We start from the raw sequence: 21,051 nt of genomic DNA on the forward strand, positions 1-21,051 counted from the left end.
CGACAAGTCAGCCAGGTAGAACCGGAATCGCTTTCTGTCCGGTCAGCACAGTCACTTCACGCCAACGACGATCGCCTGCAGGGTCGTTGTTGTTCAGTTGGAACACCGCACGCGCGTCGGCGACGTACTCGGTGGTCGGCGAGGCATCCACGGAGGTGACGGGAGCGGTCAGGTTTCCACTCGGCAGCGCGTCCATTCGGGAACCGTCGATCGCAACCTGGACGACCGGTATGTCAGCGCCACTGCGTGCGATGACGATGGTGTCGCTGTTGCTCCAGTCGAGTGAGAGCGCGGTGCTTCCCAAGCCAGAGGCCACCGCGCGTGGACTCGTCAGGGCGTAGACCCCGCTGGCGGTGCGCACGACCACAGCCAGGTAAACCTTGCCGTCGATGATCATCGCGGCTCGCACGCCGTCGCGCGAGAGACGCAGTTCGGAGATCGTGGAACCGACCGACGAGAGGGCCCCGACGTCGACATTGGTGACCGACACTCGACCTGTCCCGGGTTCGCGGACGACCCGAACGACGGTATTGCCGTTCACCGCCGCCCAGACCGCGTTGTTGTCCAACTCCCACGAAGGTCGGGTAATGGCGCTGCCTTCGAGTACCGGAACGGAACCATCGCCGTATGTCCCGAGTGACAAGTCGAACCTGGTGCCTGGATCCGGCCGAGCGGTGTCCGCAACGGCTGCCACCAACTTGCCGTCCCGTGAGAGAGCAGCCGCCGTGAGGTTGCCCGCGTTGCCTGCGAAACCGGGCACCGGAGTCGCCTCCTGCTCGGTGACGCTCACCAGTGAACCGTTGCGCAAGGCATGCAGTCCGACGGTCGCACTGGTGGTGGCCAGCGGGTTGGTGGATGCGACGTCGGCAGTGGTCCAGCCGTCCGCATGAGCGGCGTCGAGTGGTTCGCCGTCGATCTCCAGAACGTACGGCCCCGCGACATCGGCATTGGCGAGCGTCCAAATGACCTGCGCTGCAAACAATCCGCGAGTCGCAGCATCCATCGGGTTGTCCAGGCGGAAGTTGATGCGCACGCCACCGAGACCGACTCCGACCTGCCCAGGCTTGCCGTCGGCCTTGGTGATCGGACCTATCACCGACACACCGTTGCCGAGCTCGTTTCGTACGGCCGGTGCCAGCGCCGCCTTCGGTCCGTCGATCATCAGACCGATCAACTGAGCCGCCACCTGGTCCTGACCGCCGGAGATCCAGCGAAGGTCGGGGACGACTGTCTGACTCGTCGGGTCGAGGAAGAACAACGACTTCCGCTGATAGGCGCCGAGGAACTGTGGGCGTTCCATGATCACGCCGGGAGGCAGATCACTGATCCGCCATTCGCCGTCGGTCAACGTCAGCGTCATCCTCGCTTCGAAGCTGCCCTCTTCGGGAACATACAGCCCGCCCGGGTCGAGGCGACCGACCTTGTTCACACGAATCGTGTAGACGGCTTCGGTGCTGGTTCGAGAAACCGAGAGCACGTCGACCTTGTCGACGATGACAGCGCTGGACGCGTCGTCCCAGCGCGCCGACGCGTCTTTGGTGAGGTACTGACGTGCTGCGGCATGCCGGTTGGACGGGTCGGTACTCGCCTTGACGAAGTCGCGTACCAGTAGGTCCGGCTCTCGCCCCGAGGCCGGTGATTCGACGGACGTCCCGGGCACGGCAGTTGCCAGAGTTCCGATTGCCTGCGGCGACGAGGACTCCGGCAAACTGGCGCACGCACCGGTCAGCAACAGCACGCTGAGCGTGGTTGCAAGAAGTCCCAGACGACGGCGGGTTCCGATCATGATCGATCACCACCGTTGGACTCGTTCCGTGAGTCCGGTTCGCGCGGAGTCGGCAGTGACGACGTGACCTCGCCGACGGTATCGGCGACGATGTCGGCTTCGCTCGGCGTGCGCACGAATTTGGTGGTCGTCGGCTTGAGCGGCAGCGGACTCGACACGACTTTCTTGCCGCGGGTACGCGAGAGCGTCAGCCGGAAGCAGGCGCCGACTCCCGGTTCGCCCCAGGCCTCGAGCTTGCCGTCGTGCAGATTCGCGTCTTCGACGCTGATCGCGAGGCCGAGTCCCGTGCCACCACTGCGGCGGACGCGGGACGGGTCCGAGCGCCAGAACCGGTTGAAGACCAATTTCTCCTCGCCCGGCCGCAACCCCACGCCGCTGTCGCGGACGATGAAGGCGAGGGCATTCTCGTCGGCGCGAAGGCGAAGCAGAATCGGCTTTCCCTCACCGTGGTCGATGGCGTTGGCCAGGAGATTTCGCAGGATGCGTTCGACGCGGCGCGGATCCACATCTGCCATGACCGGCTCGTCGGGCATGTCCACGATCAGTTCGGTGCCGGATTCGCGGGCGAGATGGCGAACCGTGGAGACCGCCGCTCGCGCACACATCCGCACGTCGAGTTGTTCGGACGCCAACTCCGCGACACCGGCATCGTGTCGGGAGATCTCGAGGAGATCCGCCAGGAGCCCTTCGAACCTGTCCAGTTCGGCGACAAGCAGTTCCGACGACCGGCGCAGCATCGGGTCGAGGTTCTCGCTGCCGTCGTAAATCAGGTCGGCGGCCATTCGGACCGTGGTCAGCGGTGTGCGGAGTTCATGGCTGACATCGGACGTGAAGCGTTTCTGGAGACTGCCGAACTCCTCGAGCTGGGTGATCTGTTTGGACAGACTCTCGGCCATCTCGTTGAAGGACATGGCCAGGCGCGCCATGTCGTCCTCGCCGCGGACCGGCATTCGCTCCTTGAGTCGGCCGTCGGCGAAACGCACCGCGATTCGTGAGGCCGATCGAATGGGGAGCACGACCTGCCTGGCAACCAACAGCGAAATCGCAGCGAGGAGCACAAGCAGGACTGCTCCACCGATCAGCAGGGTGCTTCGAACGAGCGACAGACTCCGGTCTTCGCTGGCGAGCGGGAAGATCAGGTACAGCTCGAGACCCGAGATCGACGACGCGGTGGGACTGCCGATGATCAGCGCGGGACCGGAGTAACCGTTCGGATTGGACACCGTCGCGAATTGGTAGCTGATCTGGCCTCGCTTGACGAACTCGCGGAGGTTGTCCGGGATCTGCTCCACCGGTCCCGAACTGGTGGGCTGGCGCGGCCCGTCCCCTGGGACGATCAGTACCGGGTCGAAGGTACCGGCAGACCCGGAGGCTTGGCCCGAGGTCTGGTTTCTACGACTCGTCAGTCCGGACGCAGCGCTTTCCAATTGGACGTTGAGCGCCGTCGAATCGTCGACGCCCGCGAGTTGGTCTTCGACGATGCCGCGGGCACGGTCCATTTCCTCGGTCGCTGCGGTGATCTTCGTTTCCAACAGCCGATCGGTGATCTGGCTGGTGAGCACGACACCGAGAATGACGATGACGATCAGAGACAACGTCAAAGTCGAGACGACCACTCGCAACTGGAGCGAGCGTCGCCACGTGTGCGCGAGGGTGTTGCTCATCGAGTGACACCACCGCAGAAATGGCGTCAGCCGTCGGTTGAGACGACGACGCCACCTGGAAACTCCGCTCACGGCGGTCCGGCCTTGTAGCCGACCCCCCTGACCGTCAGAACCACTTCGGGATTCTCGGGATCAGTTTCGACCTTGGCGCGCAAACGCTGAACGTGCACGTTCACCAGACGGGTGTCGGCGGCGTGGCGGTATCCCCACACCTGCTCGAGAAGGACTTCACGGGTGAACACCTGGCGCGGCTTGCGCGCCAATGCGACCAGCAGGTCGAATTCGAGTGGTGTGAGCGAGATCTGCTCGCTGCCGCGGCTGACCTTGTGAGCCGGAACGTCGATCACGATGTCGGCGATGCTCAGCAGCTCCGCGGGCTCCTCTTCGGTGCGGCGCAGACGAGCGCGCACCCGCGCCACCAATTCCTTCGGCTTGAACGGCTTCATGATGTAGTCGTCCGCACCGGATTCGAGGCCGAGCACGACGTCGACGGTGTCGGTCTTGGCCGTCAACATCACGATGGGCACACCGGAATCTGCACGCAGAACCCGGCATACGTCGATCCCGTTCATTCCGGGAAGCATGAGATCGAGCAGGACGAGATCGGGGCGAGTCTCACGCACTGCCGCGAGCGCCAGGGTTCCGTCGCCTACCACGTAGGGATCGAAACCCTCACCACGCAGCACGATCGTGAGCATCTCGGCGAGTGCCGTGTCGTCGTCGACAACCAGAATCCTTGGTTTCATATCCCTATCGTTGCATCTCGGAGCGATGAATCAGACCGTTACGAGGCCGTGCGGCGTGCCGCGTCTTTCCCTCTACTGTGCCGGAAAGTTCGAATCCCGGCTGCAAGGGTGACCGATCACGCGAAATCCGCGAGCCTGCGCGCCAGGTCGGCCGGGTCCGTCTCCGGCCCCACGATCCACCAGGGTGAGACCCAGTCCGTCGCTGCCAACTGGGTGTACAGCTCACCGGTTCGGGCCTGCAGACCGCCGTCACGCTCGTATGCGTCGAGCTGACGCGACGCGTCCTCGGCCTCACGGGAGCGGGCGCGCTGCTCGGCGAGCGCTACCGGGACTTCGAGGTACAACTGCAGATCAGGAGAAGGGAGAGCGAGTCGGCCCAGCTCCAATTCACGGACCCAAGCGACCATCTCGCCGTCCACACCCTGATGCACCCGCGCCGCGTTGTAGGCAGCGTTGGACGCCACGTAGCGATCGAGGAGAACAATGTCGTTGGTGGACAACAGTTCCGAGATCTGACCCGCAGCACCGGCGCGGTCCAAGGCGAACAGAACTGCCATCGCGTTCACGGACTCGGCCAGGTCTCCGTGTGAACCTTTGAGCGCCTCGGCCGCCAGATCCGCGTGGATCGACTTTCCGTACCGCGGAAAATCCAGAGTCGCGATCGACGTGCCGCCGCTGCGGAGTTCGCTCTCCACTTTGCCGATCAACGTCCGCTTTCCAGCTCCGTCGAGGCCTTCCAATGCCACCAGTGTTCCCACGGCGGACAAGCCTATCCCCCGGCCTGCTTGCGCAGACCGGGGGACGGCGGGCACTACATCCTCAGCGATGAATCACCGGGTCAGTAGCGGTAATGCTCCGGCTTGTACGGGCCTTCGACGTCGACGCCGATGTACTCTGCCTGATCCTTGGTGAGCTTGGTCAGCGTGCCACCGAGTGCCTCGACGTGGATCTTGGCGACCTTCTCGTCGAGGTGCTTGGGGAGGCGGTAGACCTCGTTGTCGTACTCGTCCGGCTTCGTCCACAGTTCGATCTGCGCGATGACCTGGTTGGAGAAGCTGTTGCTCATCACGAACGACGGGTGGCCCGTCGCGTTGCCGAGGTTGAGCAGGCGGCCTTCGGACAGCACGATGATCGAGTGTCCGTCGGCGAACGTGAACTCGTCGACCTGCGGCTTGATGTTGATCCGCGTGACGTCGCCGGACTTCTCGAGGCCGGCCATGTCGATCTCGTTGTCGAAGTGTCCGATGTTGCCCAGGATGGCCTGGTGCTTCATGGCCTTCATGTGCTCGAACGTGATGATGTCCTTGTTACCGGTGGACGTGATCACGATGTCGGCCCAGCCGATGGCCTGCTCGACCGTCTTGACCTCGAAGCCGTCCATGAGCGCCTGAAGAGCGTTGATGGGGTCGACCTCGGTGACCGCGACGCGAGCGCCCTGGCCGCGAAGTGCCTCGGCACAACCCTTGCCGACGTCTCCGTAACCGCAGACCAGCGCAGCCTTGCCACCGATCAGAACGTCGGTGCCGCGGTTGATGCCGTCGAGCAGCGAGTGGCGCGTGCCGTACTTGTTGTCGAACTTGCTCTTGGTGACCGAGTCGTTGACGTTGATCGCGGGGAACGTGAGTTCACCGGCAGCGGCAACCTGGTACAGACGCAGAACGCCCGTGGTGGTCTCCTCGGTGACGCCCTGGACGGACTCGGCGATCGCGGTCCACTTGCCCTTGTCGGACTCGAGGGACTGACGCAGAAGTGCAAGGAAGACCTTGTACTCGTCGGAATCCTGGTCGTCGTCCGTCGGCGGCACGACGCCGGCCTTCTCGAACTGTGCGCCCTTGAGCACCAGCATGGTGGCGTCGCCACCGTCGTCGAGAATCATGTTGGCAGGCTCACCCGGCCAGGTCAGCATCTGCTCCGCTGCCCACCAGTACTCCTCGAGGGTTTCACCCTTCCAAGCGAAAACCGGAACGCCCTTGGGCTCTTCCGGGGTGCCGTGCGGACCGACGACGATAGCGGCGGCAGCGTGATCCTGCGTGGAGAAGATGTTGCACGAAGCCCAGCGCACCTCGGCACCGAGCGCGGTCAGCGTCTCGATCAGAACTGCGGTCTGAATGGTCATGTGCAGCGAGCCGGAAACGCGAGCGCCCTTGAGCGGCAACACCTCTGCGTATTCGCGACGAAGCGCCATGAGGCCGGGCATCTCGTGCTCTGCCAGACGGATTTCCTTGCGACCGAACTCCGCGAGCGAAAGATCTGCAACTTTGAAGTCGATGCCGTTACGGCTCTCGGCCACGGGCGTTGTTGAAACTGAGGTCGTCATCTGCCTCTCCTGGTTGACGTGCATACTCTGCACAAGCCTATCGGTGCACAAGGCTATCGGTTAGACGCCCTCTCCCGCCCGCCCCTCTACTGCGCGGTCCTCTCCTGCCCGGCCCGCGCGCGCCACATCGATGAACGGTCCGAGCAAAGTACCCAGATCCTCCGCGACCGAAGCTCCGGACTCCGGCGGCATCGAAATGTAGCTCAGCCCGAGGCGCGCAATCGCCCTCGCCAGAATCCCGGCATCAGCAGGTGACGCTTGAATCCACCCTCGCTGAAAACTCTCCGCAAGCCGCGACGACGCCCGCTCGATGATGACCGCACTGTCGGTGGTGATCAGGCGAAGCAGGTCCGGCTTGGCCTCACCGGTGAGCAACGAGATCACCAGCGGGTCGGTGGCACTGGAGGCGAAAAACGACCCGAAGCCTGCCATCAATGCCTCGACTGCACGCCCCTCGTGCGCCACCATGGCCTCGTCCACCGCGTCGACGAAGCCGTCGGCGAGACGGAGCGCGTACGCCTCGGCGAGCCCTTGCCTCGAACCGAACTCGTTGTAGAGCGTCTGACGGCTCACACCTGCGTGCTTGGCCAGAACCGTCAGGGTCACCTCGGACCAGTCGCGTTCGGTCAACAATTCTCGCATCGAATCGAGCACCGAGGTACGCAGCAGCAGTCGCGACGCTTCTTTCTGCGGCAGGCGGGTGGGCGTCGAAGTCATGGTGACGACATTACCGCCGCACCTAGGTCCGTTCGACGCCGACGCATCTCACTGCCGCTCGACCTCAACCATGAAGAAGTCGCTCTTCGCCGCCCCACAGTCGGGGCAACTCCAGTCTTCGGGAATGTCGTCCCAGCGAGTCCCCGGTTCGATACCGTCCTCCGGCCAGCCGACCGCCTCGTCGTACTCGAATCCGCATTGCGCACACTGATACAGCTTGTAGTCGTTCATGATTCACTCCCCGCCGTTTCCGGAATCGGATCGAAGTCCAGCTTTTCCCTCACGCCGCAGTCCGGGCAGCACCAGTCGTCCGGAACGGCATCCCACGGCGTTCCCGCCGGAAACCCTTCTCGTGGTGCACCCTTGGACTCGTCGTAGACGTATTCACACACCGGGCATCTGTAGCTGCTCATCACGCTGCCCCGTATCGGGCAAGGATACGATCACGCTTGGACGGCTGAACGTTGACTCGGGTGATGTCACCGTCGTAATGGGCAAGCACTTTGGGGTCCATGACTTTTCGCCACAACGGCGGAACGTAGGCGAGCATGATCATGCTCGCGTACCCGCTGGGCAAGTTCGGTGCACCGTCCATGCTTCGTAGCGTCTGATATCGACGCGTCGGGTTCGCGTGATGGTCACTGTGACGCTGGAGGTGATACAGGAAAATGTTGGTGCAGATGTGATCGCTGTTCCAACTGTGCTCCGGCGCAGCGCGCTCGTACCGCCCACTGTCCAAACGGCGACGCTTCAGTCCGTAATGCTCGAGGTAGTTGACCGTTTCGAGCAAGCAGAACCCGAACACGGCCTGCAGCACCAGGAACGGCAGCACCGAGAGCCCGAAGACGGCGACGAGGACACCGAAGAGCACAACGGACATCAACCACGAATGCAGGACGTCGTTGCGAATTGTCCACGGCTTCTTACCCAGTCGATCCAGTCTGGCTTTTTCCAGTGACCACGACGAGCGCAGAGATCCCCACACACTGCGCGGGAGGAAGGTCCAGAAACTCTCACCGAAGCGAGACGACGCCGGATCCTCGGGAGTGGCGACACGTACATGGTGTCCGCGATTGTGCTCGATGTAGAAGTGGCCGTAAAACGACTGCGCCAGAGTGATCTTCGACAACCAGCGCTCGAGATCGTCCTTCTTGTGACCGAGCTCGTGTGCGGTGTTGATCCCGATTCCCGCGACACAACCGATACTGATCGCCAGACCGATCTTGGAGATCAGCCCCAGTCCCCCGTCGATTCCGAGCCAGGACAGGTCCGTCGCCGACCAGAGATAGCAGGCCAGGACCAGGCTGGCCAACTGGAACGGTATGTAGATGTACGTGCAGTACCGGTAGTACCTGTCGTTCTCGAGACGCTCCATCACCTCGTCGGGCGGATTCTCGCCGTCGGGGCCGAAGAAGATGTCGAGGATCGGGAGCAGGATGTAGACGAGCAGTGGCCCGATCCACCACCACACCGGCGAGACCGCATTCCAGCCGAGGCTGTTGAACAACGCGACCAATCCGACGGCGATGAAAACCGCCGTCGGCGGCACCAGGCCGAGCAGCCAGAGATACCTCTTCTTGTCCCGCCACTGCTCCGGCGGGAGCGTCTGCCCGGAGTGCGAGTTCACGTGCGTCGACACGGTCTACCTCCTCGATTCGGACCGACTCGGCAACTGTGAGTCAGTTCACTATGAGGTAGACAGTACTACTTGATTTGTACATGTGATAGACAAATAGCAAACTTTGTACAATTACTCTATTTCGCCGCGTTCACGCTTTCCGATCAACGAATGCTGTCTGCTGTAGGCGAAGTAGATGACCACACCGAGGGCCATCCAGACCACGAACCTCATCCAGGTCTCCACCGACAGGTTGAACATCAACCAGAGACACGCGAGTACGGCCAGGATCGGGACCAGCGGGACCAGCGGCACCCTGAAACCGCGGGGTAGGTCCGGCCGCGTCCGACGAAGCACGAGAACCCCCAACGACACGAGAACAAACGCGAACAGCGTGCCGATGTTGACCATTTCCTCGAGGGTTCCGATCGGAAACACTCCGGCGAGCACCGCGACCACAACGCCGACCAACACGGTGATCCGCACCGGCGTTCCGTGTTTGCCGGTCGGCGCTAGGCGTCGCGGCATCAGACCGTCGCGTGCCATCGCGAAGAGCACCCTGGTCTGACCGAGCATCAGCACCATCACCACTGTCGTCAGGCCGGCCAACGCACCGAACGAGATGACGTTTTTCGCCCACGTGATGTCATGGAAGGCGAATGCCGTTGCCAGGTTGGAAGTATCGCCCTCGAGTTCGGTGTATTTCACCATCCCCGTCAGCACGAGTGTCACCGCCACGTACAGAACCGTGACGATCAGGAGAGAGCCCAGGATGCCGCGTGGCAACGCCTTCTGCGGTTCCTTCGCCTCCTCCGCCGTCGTGGCGACGACGTCGAAGCCGATGAACGCGAAGAACACCAGACTGGCTGCCGCGAGCAATCCGTACCACCCGAACGTGCTGCCACCGGCCCCCGTCACGTACGAGAACAAGGACTGGTGGATGCCCTCCCCCGTCGATCCCGGTTCAGACGGAGGAATGTACGGCGAGTAGTTGTCGGTGTCGATGTAGAAGAGACCGACGATGATCACCAGCAACACCACCGCGACCTTGATCGCCGTGATCACCAGCGAAACCCTCGACGAGAGTTTGGTTCCGGTCGCGAGCAGCACCGTGATGACCACGATCACGAGCACCGCTCCCCAGTCGAAGGAGATCGGCCCCAACTCGACGATCGGACTCCGCGAGCCCATCACTTCGCCGAGGTACAGCGACCAGCCTTTTGCGACCACCGAAGACGCCAAGGCGAATTCGAGGATGAGATCCCAGCCGATGATCCAGGCGACGAATTCGCCGAACGTCGCGTACGAGAATGTGTAGGCGCTCCCGGCGACCGGCACCGTCGATGCGAACTCGGCGTAGCACAGCGCTGCAAGTCCGCAGGCGATGGCGGCAATGACAAACGCCAGGGAGACCGACGGCCCGGCGACATTTCCCGCCGTCCGAGCCGTGAGTGTGAAGATGCCCGCGCCGATGACCACCGCGACACCGAACACGGTGAGATCCCACGAGTTCAGTTCTTTCCGGAGTTTGGTTTCCGGTTCATCCGTGTCCTTGATGGACTGCTCGATCGATTTCGTTCGAAACAGCTTCGACCGTCCAGATCCGGCCTGCTCGTCCTTGACAGCCATTGCCGCCTCCTTGCTGGGGACCAGCAGGTCCCGCTATGGGCAAGTAGAGAGATGGCATCAGCCTAAGCCCGCAAGCGCGGCTTTGTTCAGGGTTTGTCGGGAGCCTGTAGATCTGTCCCAGGTCGATCTGTCCTGAGACGATCCAGGTCCGGCTCGAGGTAGATCACCCGCGCCGCAGGTACGGCAGCGCGCACGCGAGACTCGGCCTCGTCGATCGCCGTCGCCACATCCGAGATCGTCGATCCGATCGGCACCGCAACCTTGGCAGCAACAAGAATTTCCTCGGGACCGAGGTACTGCGTCTTGCAATGAATGACGCGTTCGATACGAGTTCCGTCGACCAGGGCGTTCAGGATCAGTTCGGTCTCCACCGCCGTTGCGCCCTCACCGATCAGCAGCGACTGCATTTCGATGATCAGAATGATCGCGATGATGCCGAGCAAGACACCGATGCACAGAGTTCCGATGCCGTCGAAGACCGGATTTCCGGTCACCATCGTGAGGCCGACGCCGCCGAGTGCAAGGACCAGACCGATCAATGCGCCGGTGTCCTCGAGCAGCACAACCGGAAGTTCCGGGCTACGAGAGGTTCGGATGAAGTTCCACCACGACGCGTTTCCCTTGAGCGGTCGTGATTCCTTCGCTGCGGTCCGGAAGCTGTAGCCCTCCAGACAAATCGCGATGACAAGAATCGCAATTGCCACGAAGGCCGAATTGAGTTCTTCCGGATGCTGAATCTTGTGGATACCTTCGTAGATCGCGAACAGCGAGCCGAGGGTGAAGAGCACCAATGCCACGACAAACGAATAGAAGTATCGGTTGCGCCCGTAGCCGAACGGGTGCAGTTGATCTGCCTCACGTTCTGCCTTCTTCTGTCCCAGGAGCAGCAACCCTTGATTGGATGTGTCGGCCACCGAGTGCACCGATTCGGCGAGCATCGACGACGATCCGGTGATCAAGAATCCGGCGAACTTCGCTACGGCAATTCCGGCGTTGGCTGCGAGAGCCGCCAGAATTGCCTTCTTGCCACCGTGAGCCGACACACGCTCTCCTAGTTCCCGACTACTGCACTGAATACCTGCGCAGTCGGAGTCCGTGCGCTCAGGTGTATCGCGGGCTCGTCGGCCGCGATCCACGCCGCCCGGCCCCGATCGAGATCGAGAGTGTCGGCGCCGCACGTCGCAGTGACCGCGCCGTCGGTGCAGATCAGAATCCGCGGGCCGGAAGAATCGACCACGAGGTCGGTGGAATTCGAGTCGAACTCCAGACGCGTCAGACGAAATTCGGGCGCCGGCGTGAGGTACTCGTACCGTCCTGATCCTGCTTGACCCGATCCTGGTGCCGGAGCCGGATCGAGCACTTCGATGTCCGCCCCGACGAAGTCCAGAACCCTCAGCAGTTCGGGCACGTCGACGTGTTTGGGCGTCAGTCCCCCGCGTAGCACGTTGTCGGAGTTGGCCATGATCTCCACCGCGAGTCCATGGAGATACGCATGGAGATTGCCGGCAGCGAGGAACAGTCCCTGTCCGGGCTCGAGTGTGACGCGGTTGAGCAGCAGGGCCGCCAGTACGCCTGCGTCGCCGGGGTATGCCTCGCTCAATTCCAACGCGGTGCGGATCTCGGTCACGAATTCGGCGTCGTGATGCGCGACGTAGGTGATGCACCCGGCAAGCACGGCAGGGAGCAATGTCCCGAGCACCGTGGACGGCAGCGTGATCCACGTCGTGAACAACGCCCGGAGCCCGTCGGAATCGGGTTGGCCTTCGAGCAGACCGATGTACGGCTCCAACTCGTCGACGGCCAGAGCGCGCAGTAGCTTGACGGTGCGCGTCGGCTCACGGAATCCGGCAAGAGCTTCGAATCTGCTCAGCGCGACAACGAGTTCGGGCTTGTGACTGCCGTCCTTGTAGTTGCGAATCGGCGATTCCATGGGAACGCCGAGAGCGTTCTCACGACGAAAGCCCTCGTCGGCTTGAACCGCACTGGGATGAGCCTGAAGCGACAGTGGTTCTTCCGCCGCAAGCAACTTGAGCAGGAACGGGAGTCGCTCACCGAAAGCCTCGAGGTTCTCACGCCCGAGTTCACGCTCGGGTTCGCGGTGCAGGACCTCGAGCAACGACTCGCTTCCGGATTCGGTGATCACGCGCGCCGGGTCACCCGGATGCGCGCCCAACCACAACTCCGCTTCGGGATGATTCGACGGGGTCGCGAGGCCGCGCAGTTCGGCAATTGCCGTTCGCGAACCCCAGGCATAGGAACGAAGTGCACCTTCGAGTTCACGCACTTACTTCGCACCACCCGTCAACTGCACGTACGCCGCAGCCATGTCTACTCGAGACGCCAACACGAACACCTGCTCCATCTCCGATATCACCACGTTGGTCTGGTCTTCGTCTGCCGCCACCACCAGATCCGCGTCGGCCAGTGCGTCCATCCGCCGTTTCGCCTCCCCGCGCGTGGATTCGGTCGCGAAAACGAACGCCCGCGCCGGCGCGGTCGGCAGTGCGCCGTCCAGTTGCGGATCGTGAAAGAACGGGTCGTGGAAAACCGAATCACGCGAAGCTGCGTCGGGCGCGAACAACGCTCGTGCCGAACGGATCACCTCCGACATCTCGGCGGCAGCGGCGTTCAGGCCCGAGCTCATCAGCGAAACACTCGAAAACTCTGCGAGTGCTGTTGTCACGGAACCACTTCCACACAGAACGACGCGTCGACCGCTCATTCTGGTGGCCAACGACTTGGCCGGGTTGTGGAATACCTCGTTGGCCGGCCCGTCCCGCAACGCTTCCGCGTCAACCGCGTCGGCGATTCGACCGAGCACCGCCGAACGGTCCTCGATCGATCCCTTGCCCTCGATTTCGGCGGCAACCGCAAGGAAAACGGCGAGGAACCGCGTCATCGTGTGCCTCGGCGAGGCGTAGAGCCGCGGCGGCAACGGCATGGTGCGCCCGGCCGCCACAGCTCGCATGGGCCCCTCGTCCGGAACGGCGACAACAACTTCGGCGCCACGGCGAACGGCACTGTCGACCGATTCGACCAGGCGTGGATCACCGGCATCGTCACCGGCGACGACGATCACGTCCAACGGTCCGGCCCACGACGGCGTCCGGTCGAGCACAATGAGCGGACACCCGATCGAATCTCCGACGAGGGCGAGCGCGATCCTGGCTCCGTGTCGAGCGCCACCGGCGCCGGCGATCAGCACGACGCTGCGCGGGCGCAGACCGGCCAGCCGAGAGATCACACCCTCGCCGACGGCCGACGCGGTGGCTCGAATCTGTGCGCCCCCCATGGCTACAGACCGCAGTAGCCCCTCCGAATCGGCAGCCGACAAACCCTCGCTGTCGTCGAGGTCGAGAAGCGGCATCGGCGCTGTCATCTCACCGCACCCCCTTCTCCGTTAGCAGTTCCCGCACCATCCAGCATTCCAGCTCTACGCGGTTCGTGGTGGCAAAGCCTTCGTTCCCGACGCCGTCGTTCCCGAAACAGTCCCCCAACTATCCCAGGGCTTCGGCTCACCGACAAACCGATCAGACTCGGATTCAAGCCCGGACGATCGCCAGAATTTCGTTCACCAATGCGTCGACATCGGCGGACGTGGGTGCTTCGACGTTGAGTCGCAGCAAGGGTTCGGTGTTGGACGCGCGCAGGTTGAACCAGGCATTTCCCTCGAGGCTTACCGTGACTCCGTCGAGGCGATCCACCGACTCGGTGCGGTCCGCGAATGCTGCCAGTACGGCGGCCGTGCGATCGGCTGCGTCCGCCACCGTGGAGTTGATCTCGCCCGAGGCCGCGTAGCGCGTGTACTCCGCCATCAACTCCGACAGCGGGCGGTCCTGCTCGCCCAGCGCAGCGAGTACGTGCAACGCCGCGAGCATGCCGGAGTCGGCGCCCCAGAAGTCGCGGAAATAGTAGTGAGCGGAGTGCTCGCCACCGAAGACGGCACCGGTCTCGGCCATCTCCTGCTTGATGAACGAGTGGCCGACTCGGGTACGAATTGCGACGCCGCCGAGTTCTTCGACCAGTTCGGGCACTGCCCGTGACGTGATCAGGTTGTGGATGATCGACGCGCCCGGTTCCTTCGCGAGTTCACGCTTGGCGACGAGTGCCGTCACCGCGGACGGCGAGACTGGGTCACCCTTCTCGTCGACGACGAAGCAACGGTCTGCGTCACCGTCGAACGCCAAGCCGATGTCTGCACCGGTTTCACGCACGTAGGCCTGCAGGTCGACGAGGTTCGCCGGATCGAGCGGATTGGCTTCGTGGTTGGGGAACGTGCCGTCGAGCTCGAAGTACAGCGGGAGAACCTCGAGAGGCATCGGCCCGAATACGGCCGGAGAGGTGTGTCCACCCATGCCGTTGCCTGCGTCGACTGCGACCTTCAGCGGACGCAACGCAGCCAGGTCGACCAATCCGCGTAGGTAGCTCGCGTAGTCCTCGAGGACGTCCTTGGTGCTGGCGGTGCCTGCCGGCCCGTCGTACGCGGGCACACCCGAAACGACCTCGGCGGAGATGATTGCGAGACCGGTGTCCTGACCGACCGGCTTGGCGCCGGCCCGGCACATCTTGATGCCGTTGTACTTGGCCGGATTGTGGCTCGCTGTGAACATCGCGCCCGGGCAGTTCAGCAAACCGGATGCAAAGTAGAGCTCGTCCGTCGACGCCAATCCGATGTAGACGACGTCGAGCCCTTGAGCGAGCACGCCGTCACCGAAAGCCGAAGACAGTGTGGGCGACGATGCACGCATGTCGTAGCCGATCACAACCGTCGTGGCGGCGCCGGCCTCGTCGCGGACCAGACGGGCGAACGATGCACCGACGTCGCGGACAAAATCTTCGTCGATCTGCTCACCGACCACGCCGCGCACGTCGTACGCCTTGATGATTGCAGCAACCGACTCGGCTGTTCGCCCCACTGAAAATCTCCTTGTGCATGCACCCTCACAGACGGGAACGTCCGGGCGCGTAGCGTCCGGAGATTCGCAGTACTCGGGTGTGGAAGTACTCGGTCGAGCCTAGCGTCTGCGGCGACGAATCTCGCGTCAGTTGGACGGGTCGGGCAGAACGCGGAGGTGTCCACGACGCCCTGTACGGGCAGTACTCGGAGCTGCGGGACGTATGTCCTCATCTGCGTCGACGTTGGACTTGCTGCGATCTCCGAGACCGGCTTCACGTACAGCTTCGGCCAAAGCGGTCAGATCGTCTTCGTCGGGAGTGCTCGACGCGAATCCGCCTTCGTGGCGGACGAGTTCCCAGCCCTTCGGGGCAGTGATTCGCGAGCCGTGCGTGTCACACAAATCCCACGAATGGGGCTCGGCGACGGTTGCCAGCGGCCCGACAACCGCAGTGGAGTCCGAGTAGACATACGTAAGCGTCGCGACGGCGGGGTTCTTGCACCCGGGGCGGCAGCAGCGACGCAGAGATCTCACAGGTACGGAGCCTAGCCCTCCCCACGTCCGGAACCTACTCGGACACACCGAGCAGTTTCTTCTGTCGTAATCTTCACGGCATGCCACACGCTCGCCGCCGACGCTCGGTCACCACTCGTTCCATCGAGCGACACGGCCGTGGCCTGCGCGGACCGCTACTTCCCCCGGAGGTGCCCGCACGGCGTACCCGGGCCGAGAAGTTCGATCTCCTGGTGCTCGACGCCTTCTCGCCAGTCGACCTCGCTTGGCACGACCGGTTGACGAAACTCGACATCGCAGTCGACGAAGTCCCGAAGATTCACGCGCACGATCCGGAGTCCGTGACGTGGCCACCGGAGGTCATCGCAGACGGCCCGGTTCCACTGTCACGACTGATTCCGGCCGGAATCGACCGTCACGGAAATACCACTCGCGCAAGAATTGTGCTGTTTCGCCGCCCACTGGAGCAGCGTGCGAAGGATCCGGAAGAACTCACGGATCTGGTGCACGACGTGTTGGTCCATCAAGTCGGCACGTATCTGGGCGTCGACCCACAGGTCATCGACCCCACACTGCCCGACGAGGACTGATACTGCCCGACAAGGACTGATACTGCCCGACGAGGACTGACGCACTGTCAGACGAAAAAAACTGATGTCACACGAAGATGTAAATCCACACGAAGAACAAAACAGTCGTTGCTTGACCTGCAATTCCCCGTTGCAGGTCAGACTTTCGAAGACCGCCCGTCAGCCCCGACGCTGACAGAACCGATTCAGCAGCAGATCAGATGATCCCCCGCTTGAGTCGCCGACGCTCGCGCTCGGACAACCCTCCCCAGATTCCGAACCGTTCGTCGTTCGCGAGCGCGTACTCGAGGCACTCGTCACGAACTTCACAACCGAGGCAGATCCGTTTTGCTTCCCTCGTCGATCCGCCCTTTTCAGGAAAGAACGCTTCGGGATCGGTCTGCGCGCAGAGAGCACGCTCCTGCCACTGATCCTCGATGGTGTCGAACAATTCTTCGAAGCCGGTGACGAGACTCAGCACTGGCCGAGTACTCATACCGTCGAACTCACTGCTGCAGGCACCTTCTGCTGCGCCTGCTCGGGAATCGGTCTGCGGTTCGTCGCTTACTGTCATTGCGAGAGAACTGATCTCGACATTTTCATTGGGCATCGTTCCGCCTCCTCACCTGTAATAGCGCAGAATTTTCACTCCATCTTCAACCCCACCCCGTCGACCGTTCGAAACTGTGTTCGAAACCGGCCCCGCTGCAAGTGAACTCACAAGTAGCGGTTGGAATGACACATTTGAGATTACACACGTCCAGCGTGTCGCGGTCAAGCTAAACGAGATGAATCCATTAGTATTCCGGCCCCCAATTGACGGGACCTTCTGCCCGCCAGACACGACGACGCGCCGACCGCCTAGGCTCTGTTGTCGTGAACGTGACTGTATTGGTTGGCGGCGTCGGCGGGGCCCGTTTCCTTCAAGGTGTGCAAAATGCGCTCGGAATCGTCGGTGGTGAATCCCTCGAGAAATACGAAGGCCCACATCGCATCACGGCCGTCGTCAACGTCGGGGACGACGTCTGGATGCACGGTCTGCGTATCTGCCCCGATCTGGACACTTGTATGTACACACTCGGCGGCGGTATCGACACCGAACGCGGGTGGGGGCACGCCGGCGAAACCTGGAATGCGAAAGAAGAACTCGCGGCATACGGAGCGAAGCCGGATTGGTTCGGCCTCGGAGATCGCGATATCGCAACACATTTGATTCGCAGCCAGATGCTCCGCACGGGATATCCGTTGTCCGCGATCACCGAAGCGTTGTGCAATCGCTGGAATCCAGGTGTCGCACTGCTTCCCGTGAGCGACGACCGCAGCGAAACACACGTTGTGATCACCGATCCGGAAGACGGTGAGCAGAAGGCGATTCATTTCCAGGAGTGGTGGGTACGCCATCGAGCACAGGTGGAAACTCACAGCTTCGCTCACGTCGGCGCCGAGCAGGCCAAGCCCGCGCCAGGGGTGGTCGAGGCGATCGACGGTGCCGACATCGTGCTGATCGCACCGTCCAACCCCGTCGTGAGCGTCGGCGCGATCCTCGCGGTGCCCGGAATTCGCGGAGCCCTGCGAACCACTGCAGCGAAGGTTGTCGGGCTCTCCCCCGTCATCGGCGGAAAACCGTTGCGCGGCATGGCTGACGAGTGCCTCGACGTAATCGGGGTCGACACGACTTCCGAGGCGATCGGTCGCCACTACGGAGCTCGTTCGATCAACGGCATTCTCGACGGCTGGCTCGTCGACGAAGGTGACACGGCCGACATCGACGGGGTGGACGTGCGAAGCATCCCACTTTTGATGACCTCCCCCGAAGAGACCGCAAAAATGGTTCGAACGGCTTTCGAGATCGCCGGAGTCGAACTGTGACCGAACCCCGAACCGAAGCAAGCCGCGACAGAAATCACTCCCCCGGCGATCACTCCCCCGGCGCCGCAATCGAAATCATTCCCGTGCTCGGCCTTCCCGAGTTCCGGCCCGGAGACGACTTGGCCGCCGCTGTCGTCGACGCGACGCCGTGGATCGAGAACGGCGACGTCGTTGTCGTCACGAGCAAGGTGTTCTCCAAAGTCGAGGGTCGCATCGTTTCCTCGCCGACCGATCCGGAAGAGCGCGACGCAGCGCGGCGCCTCCTGGTGGATCAGGAAGCCGTTCGCGTCGTGGCGCGCAAGGGCCGCACTCTGATCACCGAGAACAAACTCGGGATCGTGCAGGCCGCATCGGGCATCGACGGCTCCAACGTCGACGGTGCCGAGCTGGCTCTGCTCCCCGTGGATCCTGATGCAAGCGCTGCGGGTCTGCGCGCCCGGATCCTCGAGAGCACGGGCAAGTCCGTCGCCGTCGTCGTCACCGACACGATGGGTCGCGCGTGGCGCAACGGGCAGACCGACGCCGCAATCGGTTCGTCCGGCATTCCGGTCCTGCACGGCTACCTCGGAGCACAGGACAGCCAGGGCAACGATCTGATCGTCACCGAGATCGCGATCGCGGACGAGATCGCCGCCGCCGGCGATCTGGTCAAGGGCAAGCTGGGCGGCGTTCCCGTCGCCGTTGTTCGCGGGCTTCGGTTCGAGGACGACGGTTCGAGCGGTCAGGATCTGATCCGCCGCGGCCCGGACGATCTGTTCTGGCTGGGCACCGAGGAGGCCACGGTGATGGGCCGCGGCCAGGCCCTGCTGCTGCGTCGGTCGGTTCGGCAGTTCGCAGCTGACCCCGTCGACGCGGAGATCATTCGCAGCTCGATCGCCGAGGCACTGACCGCTCCCGCACCGCACCACACGCGACCGGTTCGATTCGTGTGGCTGCGTACCGAGTCCGTCCGCTCGGCTCTCCTCGAGAAGATGCGGGAGCAGTGGGCCGCCGATCTTCGCGCCGACGGTCGCAGTGACGAATCCGTCGAGGCCCGAGTTGCACGCGGAAACATCCTGTTCGACGCCCCCGAGGTCGTCATTCCCTTCTGCGTGCCCGACGGCGCACACAGTTACCCGGATGCCCGACGTACCGCAGCGGAGTCCACGATGTTCACGGTTGCCGCCGGCGCGGCAGTGCAGGGCCTGCTGGTCTCGCTGGCCACACGCGGCGTGGGAAGCTGCTGGATCGGCTCGACCATATTCGCCGCCGACCTCGTACGTGAACAGCTCGATCTCCCGGCGGACTGGCAGCCACTCGGCGCGGTCGCAATCGGGCACCCACTCGAGCCCCTGACTCCGCGCACCGTCTCCGCCCCCGGGGACGCGTTGGTGGAGTTGTAAGTCATGTCAGCCGAATCGCTGCACGCCTCGGCCAAGGGCGTTCTGGAGGACTGGGCGACATCTTCCGAAGCGGACGAGTCACTGCGGCACACGATGCTCGCGTTCCTCGATTCGGCTCCGGACGGATGCCTTCGTCGCCATGCACCGGGACACATCACCGCGTCGTCGCTGGTTCTCGACGAGAGTGGCTGCCACGTCCTGTTGACCCTGCATCCCAAGGTGGGCAGGTGGATTCAGCTCGGCGGTCATTGTGAGCCCGACGACGAGACGGTGGTCGATGCGGCCTTGCGTGAAGCTCGCGAAGAGTCAGGTATCCACGACGTTCGGATAGACGCGGACCTACTCTCCGCCCACACACATCCGATCACGTGCTCGCTCGGGGTTCCGACTCGCCATCTCGATCTACGGTTTCTTGTTGTGGCACCGGACAATTCGCATATCGTCCGGAGCGCGGAGTCCACCGACCTCCGATGGTGGCCGGTGGACGCGCTGCCGCCGACTGCCGAACGCGAGACCATCGACCACCTGGTCGCGCTCGCACATCAGCGCAAGAATCAGGACTGAATCGGAGAAAGCTCGGGTTGCTTGGCGCTGACGCCGTCGCCCGAAGACGTTCCCTTCACTCGCCGAGCTACCCACGGCACCAAGAACTCTCGCGCCCATTGACGATCCTCGCGGCGAGTTTCGGCTTTGGTGAGAACCGGCGCCGGTCCCAGATCGGGTGGAATCAATCCGTGTTCGACGCCCAGTACGTCGAGCACCCGCGTCGCCATGTTCTCGTGCCCGGCGGGCGACATGTGCAGTCGATCCCAGTCCCACATCCGAAGGTCCTGATATTCGGAGAATCGCCAGAAGTCGACGAGGGTCGCGCCGTGGCGGTCCGCCACCTCGCGAACAAGCTCGTTGTAGATCGCCAAGCGTCCGCGGAGCTTGCCGAAGAAGGCGGACCATCCGGTGTCGTACGCGGTGAACATGAGAACCCGCGCGCCGGAAGCCGTGAGCTGGCCGATTGCCGAATCGTAGCGGGCGACGACCGCGTCGATGTCGAGCTTGGGACGCATCATGTCGTTTCCGCCGGCGTAGATGGTCACCAGATCGGGCTTCAACGCCAGAGCGGGTTCCACCTGCTCGTCGATGATCGGTCCGAGTAGGCGACCACGAATCGCCAGGTTGGCGTAGCGGAACTCGGGGTTGTTCACCGCCAACTGTTCGGCCACTCGGTCTGCCCACCCGCGCAGACCGTTGGGGAATCGTTCGTCGGCGTCGCCGACGCCCTCGGTGAACGAGTCACCGAGGGCAACGTAACGGCTCGGAAGAGAAGTCATACCCGCCAGTATTCCAGTAGG

Annotated in this window: 21 protein-coding genes; 4 read left to right on the forward strand and 17 right to left on the reverse strand. The window is 63.1% G+C overall.

Annotated features, from left to right (window positions below; all coding sequences use genetic code 11):
* Positions 1 to 7: 7 nt before the first annotated feature.
* The 15 genes from lpqB to ACWF6P_RS12965 all read right to left on the reverse strand — a co-directional run bounded on the left by lpqB (position 8) and on the right by ACWF6P_RS12965 (position 15,906).
* Positions 8 to 1,786: an MtrAB system accessory lipoprotein LpqB gene (gene lpqB, locus ACWF6P_RS12895; RefSeq protein ID WP_452621253.1), complete on the reverse strand. Its 1,779-nt coding sequence runs from the start codon at positions 1,784 to 1,786 to the stop codon at positions 8 to 10.
* A complete protein-coding gene (gene mtrB / locus ACWF6P_RS12900) occupies positions 1,783 to 3,522 on the reverse strand; it encodes an MtrAB system histidine kinase MtrB (protein ID WP_269590691.1) in 1,740 nt (579 codons plus the stop codon). Before mtrB ends, lpqB begins: the two co-directional genes overlap by 4 nt.
* Positions 3,519 to 4,196: an MtrAB system response regulator MtrA gene (mtrA, locus tag ACWF6P_RS12905; RefSeq protein ID WP_003941013.1), complete on the reverse strand. Its 678-nt coding sequence runs from the start codon at positions 4,194 to 4,196 to the stop codon at positions 3,519 to 3,521. The genes mtrB and mtrA overlap by 4 nt, the downstream gene beginning before the upstream one ends.
* Positions 4,197 to 4,312: 116 nt before the next feature.
* Positions 4,313 to 4,954 carry a dTMP kinase gene (locus tag ACWF6P_RS12910; protein WP_452621254.1) on the reverse strand — a complete coding sequence of 214 codons (642 nt, stop codon included), beginning with the start codon at positions 4,952 to 4,954 and terminating at the stop codon, positions 4,313 to 4,315.
* Between the two features lie 80 nt (positions 4,955 to 5,034).
* Positions 5,035 to 6,513: an adenosylhomocysteinase gene (gene ahcY / locus ACWF6P_RS12915; protein ID WP_003940766.1), complete on the reverse strand. Its 1,479-nt coding sequence runs from the start codon at positions 6,511 to 6,513 to the stop codon at positions 5,035 to 5,037.
* 60 nt (positions 6,514 to 6,573) lie between these two features.
* The gene (locus tag ACWF6P_RS12920) at positions 6,574 to 7,230 is read right to left on the reverse strand and encodes a TetR family transcriptional regulator (protein WP_452621255.1); all 657 of its coding nucleotides are present in this window, start codon (positions 7,228 to 7,230) and stop codon (positions 6,574 to 6,576) included.
* A gap of 48 nt (positions 7,231 to 7,278) precedes the next feature.
* On the reverse strand, positions 7,279 to 7,461 hold the full coding sequence (locus ACWF6P_RS12925) for a rubredoxin (protein WP_317825444.1): 183 nt from the start codon (positions 7,459 to 7,461) through the stop codon (positions 7,279 to 7,281).
* Entirely contained in the window at positions 7,458 to 7,643 is a 186-nt protein-coding gene (locus tag ACWF6P_RS12930; RefSeq protein ID WP_452621256.1) for a rubredoxin, read from the reverse strand. The genes ACWF6P_RS12925 and ACWF6P_RS12930 overlap by 4 nt, the downstream gene beginning before the upstream one ends.
* On the reverse strand, positions 7,643 to 8,869 hold the full coding sequence (locus ACWF6P_RS12935; RefSeq protein ID WP_378447619.1) for an alkane 1-monooxygenase: 1,227 nt from the start codon (positions 8,867 to 8,869) through the stop codon (positions 7,643 to 7,645). Before ACWF6P_RS12935 ends, ACWF6P_RS12930 begins: the two co-directional genes overlap by 1 nt.
* 111 nt (positions 8,870 to 8,980) lie before the next feature.
* Positions 8,981 to 10,477, reverse strand: coding sequence for an amino acid permease (locus ACWF6P_RS12940; protein WP_378447620.1), 1,497 nt, complete (start codon positions 10,475 to 10,477; stop codon positions 8,981 to 8,983).
* Positions 10,478 to 10,563: 86 nt separating this feature from the next.
* Positions 10,564 to 11,520, reverse strand: a complete 957-nt coding sequence (locus ACWF6P_RS12945; protein ID WP_378447621.1) for a cation diffusion facilitator family transporter — start codon at positions 11,518 to 11,520, stop codon at positions 10,564 to 10,566.
* 8 nt (positions 11,521 to 11,528) lie between these two features.
* The gene (manA, locus tag ACWF6P_RS12950; protein WP_452621257.1) at positions 11,529 to 12,761 is read right to left on the reverse strand and encodes a mannose-6-phosphate isomerase, class I; all 1,233 of its coding nucleotides are present in this window, start codon (positions 12,759 to 12,761) and stop codon (positions 11,529 to 11,531) included.
* Positions 12,762 to 13,856 (reverse strand): tobH protein, encoded by a 1,095-nt coding sequence (locus ACWF6P_RS12955; protein ID WP_452621258.1) that lies wholly within the window; start codon positions 13,854 to 13,856, stop codon positions 12,762 to 12,764.
* Positions 13,857 to 14,019: 163 nt separating this feature from the next.
* Positions 14,020 to 15,393 (reverse strand): phosphomannomutase/phosphoglucomutase, encoded by a 1,374-nt coding sequence (locus tag ACWF6P_RS12960; RefSeq protein ID WP_378447624.1) that lies wholly within the window; start codon positions 15,391 to 15,393, stop codon positions 14,020 to 14,022.
* Between the two features lie 126 nt (positions 15,394 to 15,519).
* Positions 15,520 to 15,906: a DUF3499 domain-containing protein gene (locus ACWF6P_RS12965; RefSeq protein WP_007731177.1), complete on the reverse strand. Its 387-nt coding sequence runs from the start codon at positions 15,904 to 15,906 to the stop codon at positions 15,520 to 15,522.
* A gap of 80 nt (positions 15,907 to 15,986) precedes the next feature.
* Here ACWF6P_RS12965 and ACWF6P_RS12970 point away from each other — a divergent pair, with 80 nt between their 5' ends.
* Positions 15,987 to 16,475 (forward strand): metallopeptidase family protein, encoded by a 489-nt coding sequence (locus ACWF6P_RS12970; RefSeq protein WP_283303560.1) that lies wholly within the window; start codon positions 15,987 to 15,989, stop codon positions 16,473 to 16,475.
* A gap of 196 nt (positions 16,476 to 16,671) precedes the next feature.
* On the opposite strand, the gene ACWF6P_RS12975 is transcribed toward ACWF6P_RS12970, so the two are convergent.
* Positions 16,672 to 16,950: a WhiB family transcriptional regulator gene (locus ACWF6P_RS12975; RefSeq protein ID WP_020907098.1), complete on the reverse strand. Its 279-nt coding sequence runs from the start codon at positions 16,948 to 16,950 to the stop codon at positions 16,672 to 16,674.
* Between the two features lie 380 nt (positions 16,951 to 17,330).
* Between ACWF6P_RS12975 and cofD the strand changes: the two genes are divergently transcribed.
* Genes cofD through ACWF6P_RS12990 form a run of 3 tightly spaced genes read left to right on the forward strand, consistent with a single transcriptional unit; the run spans position 17,331 to position 20,269 of the window.
* Positions 17,331 to 18,323: a 2-phospho-L-lactate transferase gene (gene cofD, locus ACWF6P_RS12980; RefSeq protein WP_378447627.1), complete on the forward strand. Its 993-nt coding sequence runs from the start codon at positions 17,331 to 17,333 to the stop codon at positions 18,321 to 18,323.
* Entirely contained in the window at positions 18,320 to 19,705 is a 1,386-nt protein-coding gene (locus ACWF6P_RS12985; protein ID WP_378447628.1) for a coenzyme F420-0:L-glutamate ligase, read from the forward strand. The genes cofD and ACWF6P_RS12985 overlap by 4 nt, the downstream gene beginning before the upstream one ends.
* Positions 19,706 to 19,708: 3 nt before the next feature.
* Positions 19,709 to 20,269: an NUDIX hydrolase gene (locus ACWF6P_RS12990; protein ID WP_317553315.1), complete on the forward strand. Its 561-nt coding sequence runs from the start codon at positions 19,709 to 19,711 to the stop codon at positions 20,267 to 20,269.
* Here the strand turns inward: ACWF6P_RS12990 and ACWF6P_RS12995 are convergent.
* Positions 20,260 to 21,030, reverse strand: a complete 771-nt coding sequence (locus ACWF6P_RS12995; protein WP_452621259.1) for an SGNH/GDSL hydrolase family protein — start codon at positions 21,028 to 21,030, stop codon at positions 20,260 to 20,262. The two genes, ACWF6P_RS12990 and ACWF6P_RS12995, sit on opposite strands and share 10 nt — an antisense overlap.
* Positions 21,031 to 21,051 lie beyond the last annotated feature (21 nt).

This window comes from Rhodococcus sp. NPDC055024 (assembly GCF_053608585.1).

Bases quoted from the DNA above. Each gene is read 5' to 3' on its own strand.
- ACWF6P_RS12930 (WP_452621256.1), bottom strand. From the start codon at position 7,643: ATGAGCAGCTACAGATGCCCGGTGTGTGAATACGTCTACGACGAGTCC.
- ACWF6P_RS12990 (WP_317553315.1), top strand. From the start codon at position 19,709: ATGTCAGCCGAATCGCTGCACGCCTCGGCCAAGGGCGTTCTGGAGGAC.
- ACWF6P_RS12940 (WP_378447620.1), bottom strand. From the start codon at position 10,477: ATGGCTGTCAAGGACGAGCAGGCCGGATCTGGACGGTCGAAGCTGTTT.
- ahcY (WP_003940766.1), bottom strand. From the start codon at position 6,513: ATGACGACCTCAGTTTCAACAACGCCCGTGGCCGAGAGCCGTAACGGC.
- ACWF6P_RS12975 (WP_020907098.1), bottom strand. From the start codon at position 16,950: ATGAGTACTCGGCCAGTGCTGAGTCTCGTCACCGGCTTCGAAGAATTG.
- ACWF6P_RS12970 (WP_283303560.1), top strand. From the start codon at position 15,987: ATGCCACACGCTCGCCGCCGACGCTCGGTCACCACTCGTTCCATCGAG.
- ACWF6P_RS12955 (WP_452621258.1), bottom strand. From the start codon at position 13,856: ATGACAGCGCCGATGCCGCTTCTCGACCTCGACGACAGCGAGGGTTTG.
- ACWF6P_RS12920 (WP_452621255.1), bottom strand. From the start codon at position 7,230: ATGACTTCGACGCCCACCCGCCTGCCGCAGAAAGAAGCGTCGCGACTG.
- mtrA (WP_003941013.1), bottom strand. From the start codon at position 4,196: ATGAAACCAAGGATTCTGGTTGTCGACGACGACACGGCACTCGCCGAG.
- ACWF6P_RS12995 (WP_452621259.1), bottom strand. From the start codon at position 21,030: ATGACTTCTCTTCCGAGCCGTTACGTTGCCCTCGGTGACTCGTTCACC.
- lpqB (WP_452621253.1), bottom strand. From the start codon at position 1,786: ATGATCGGAACCCGCCGTCGTCTGGGACTTCTTGCAACCACGCTCAGC.
- ACWF6P_RS12925 (WP_317825444.1), bottom strand. From the start codon at position 7,461: ATGAACGACTACAAGCTGTATCAGTGTGCGCAATGCGGATTCGAGTAC.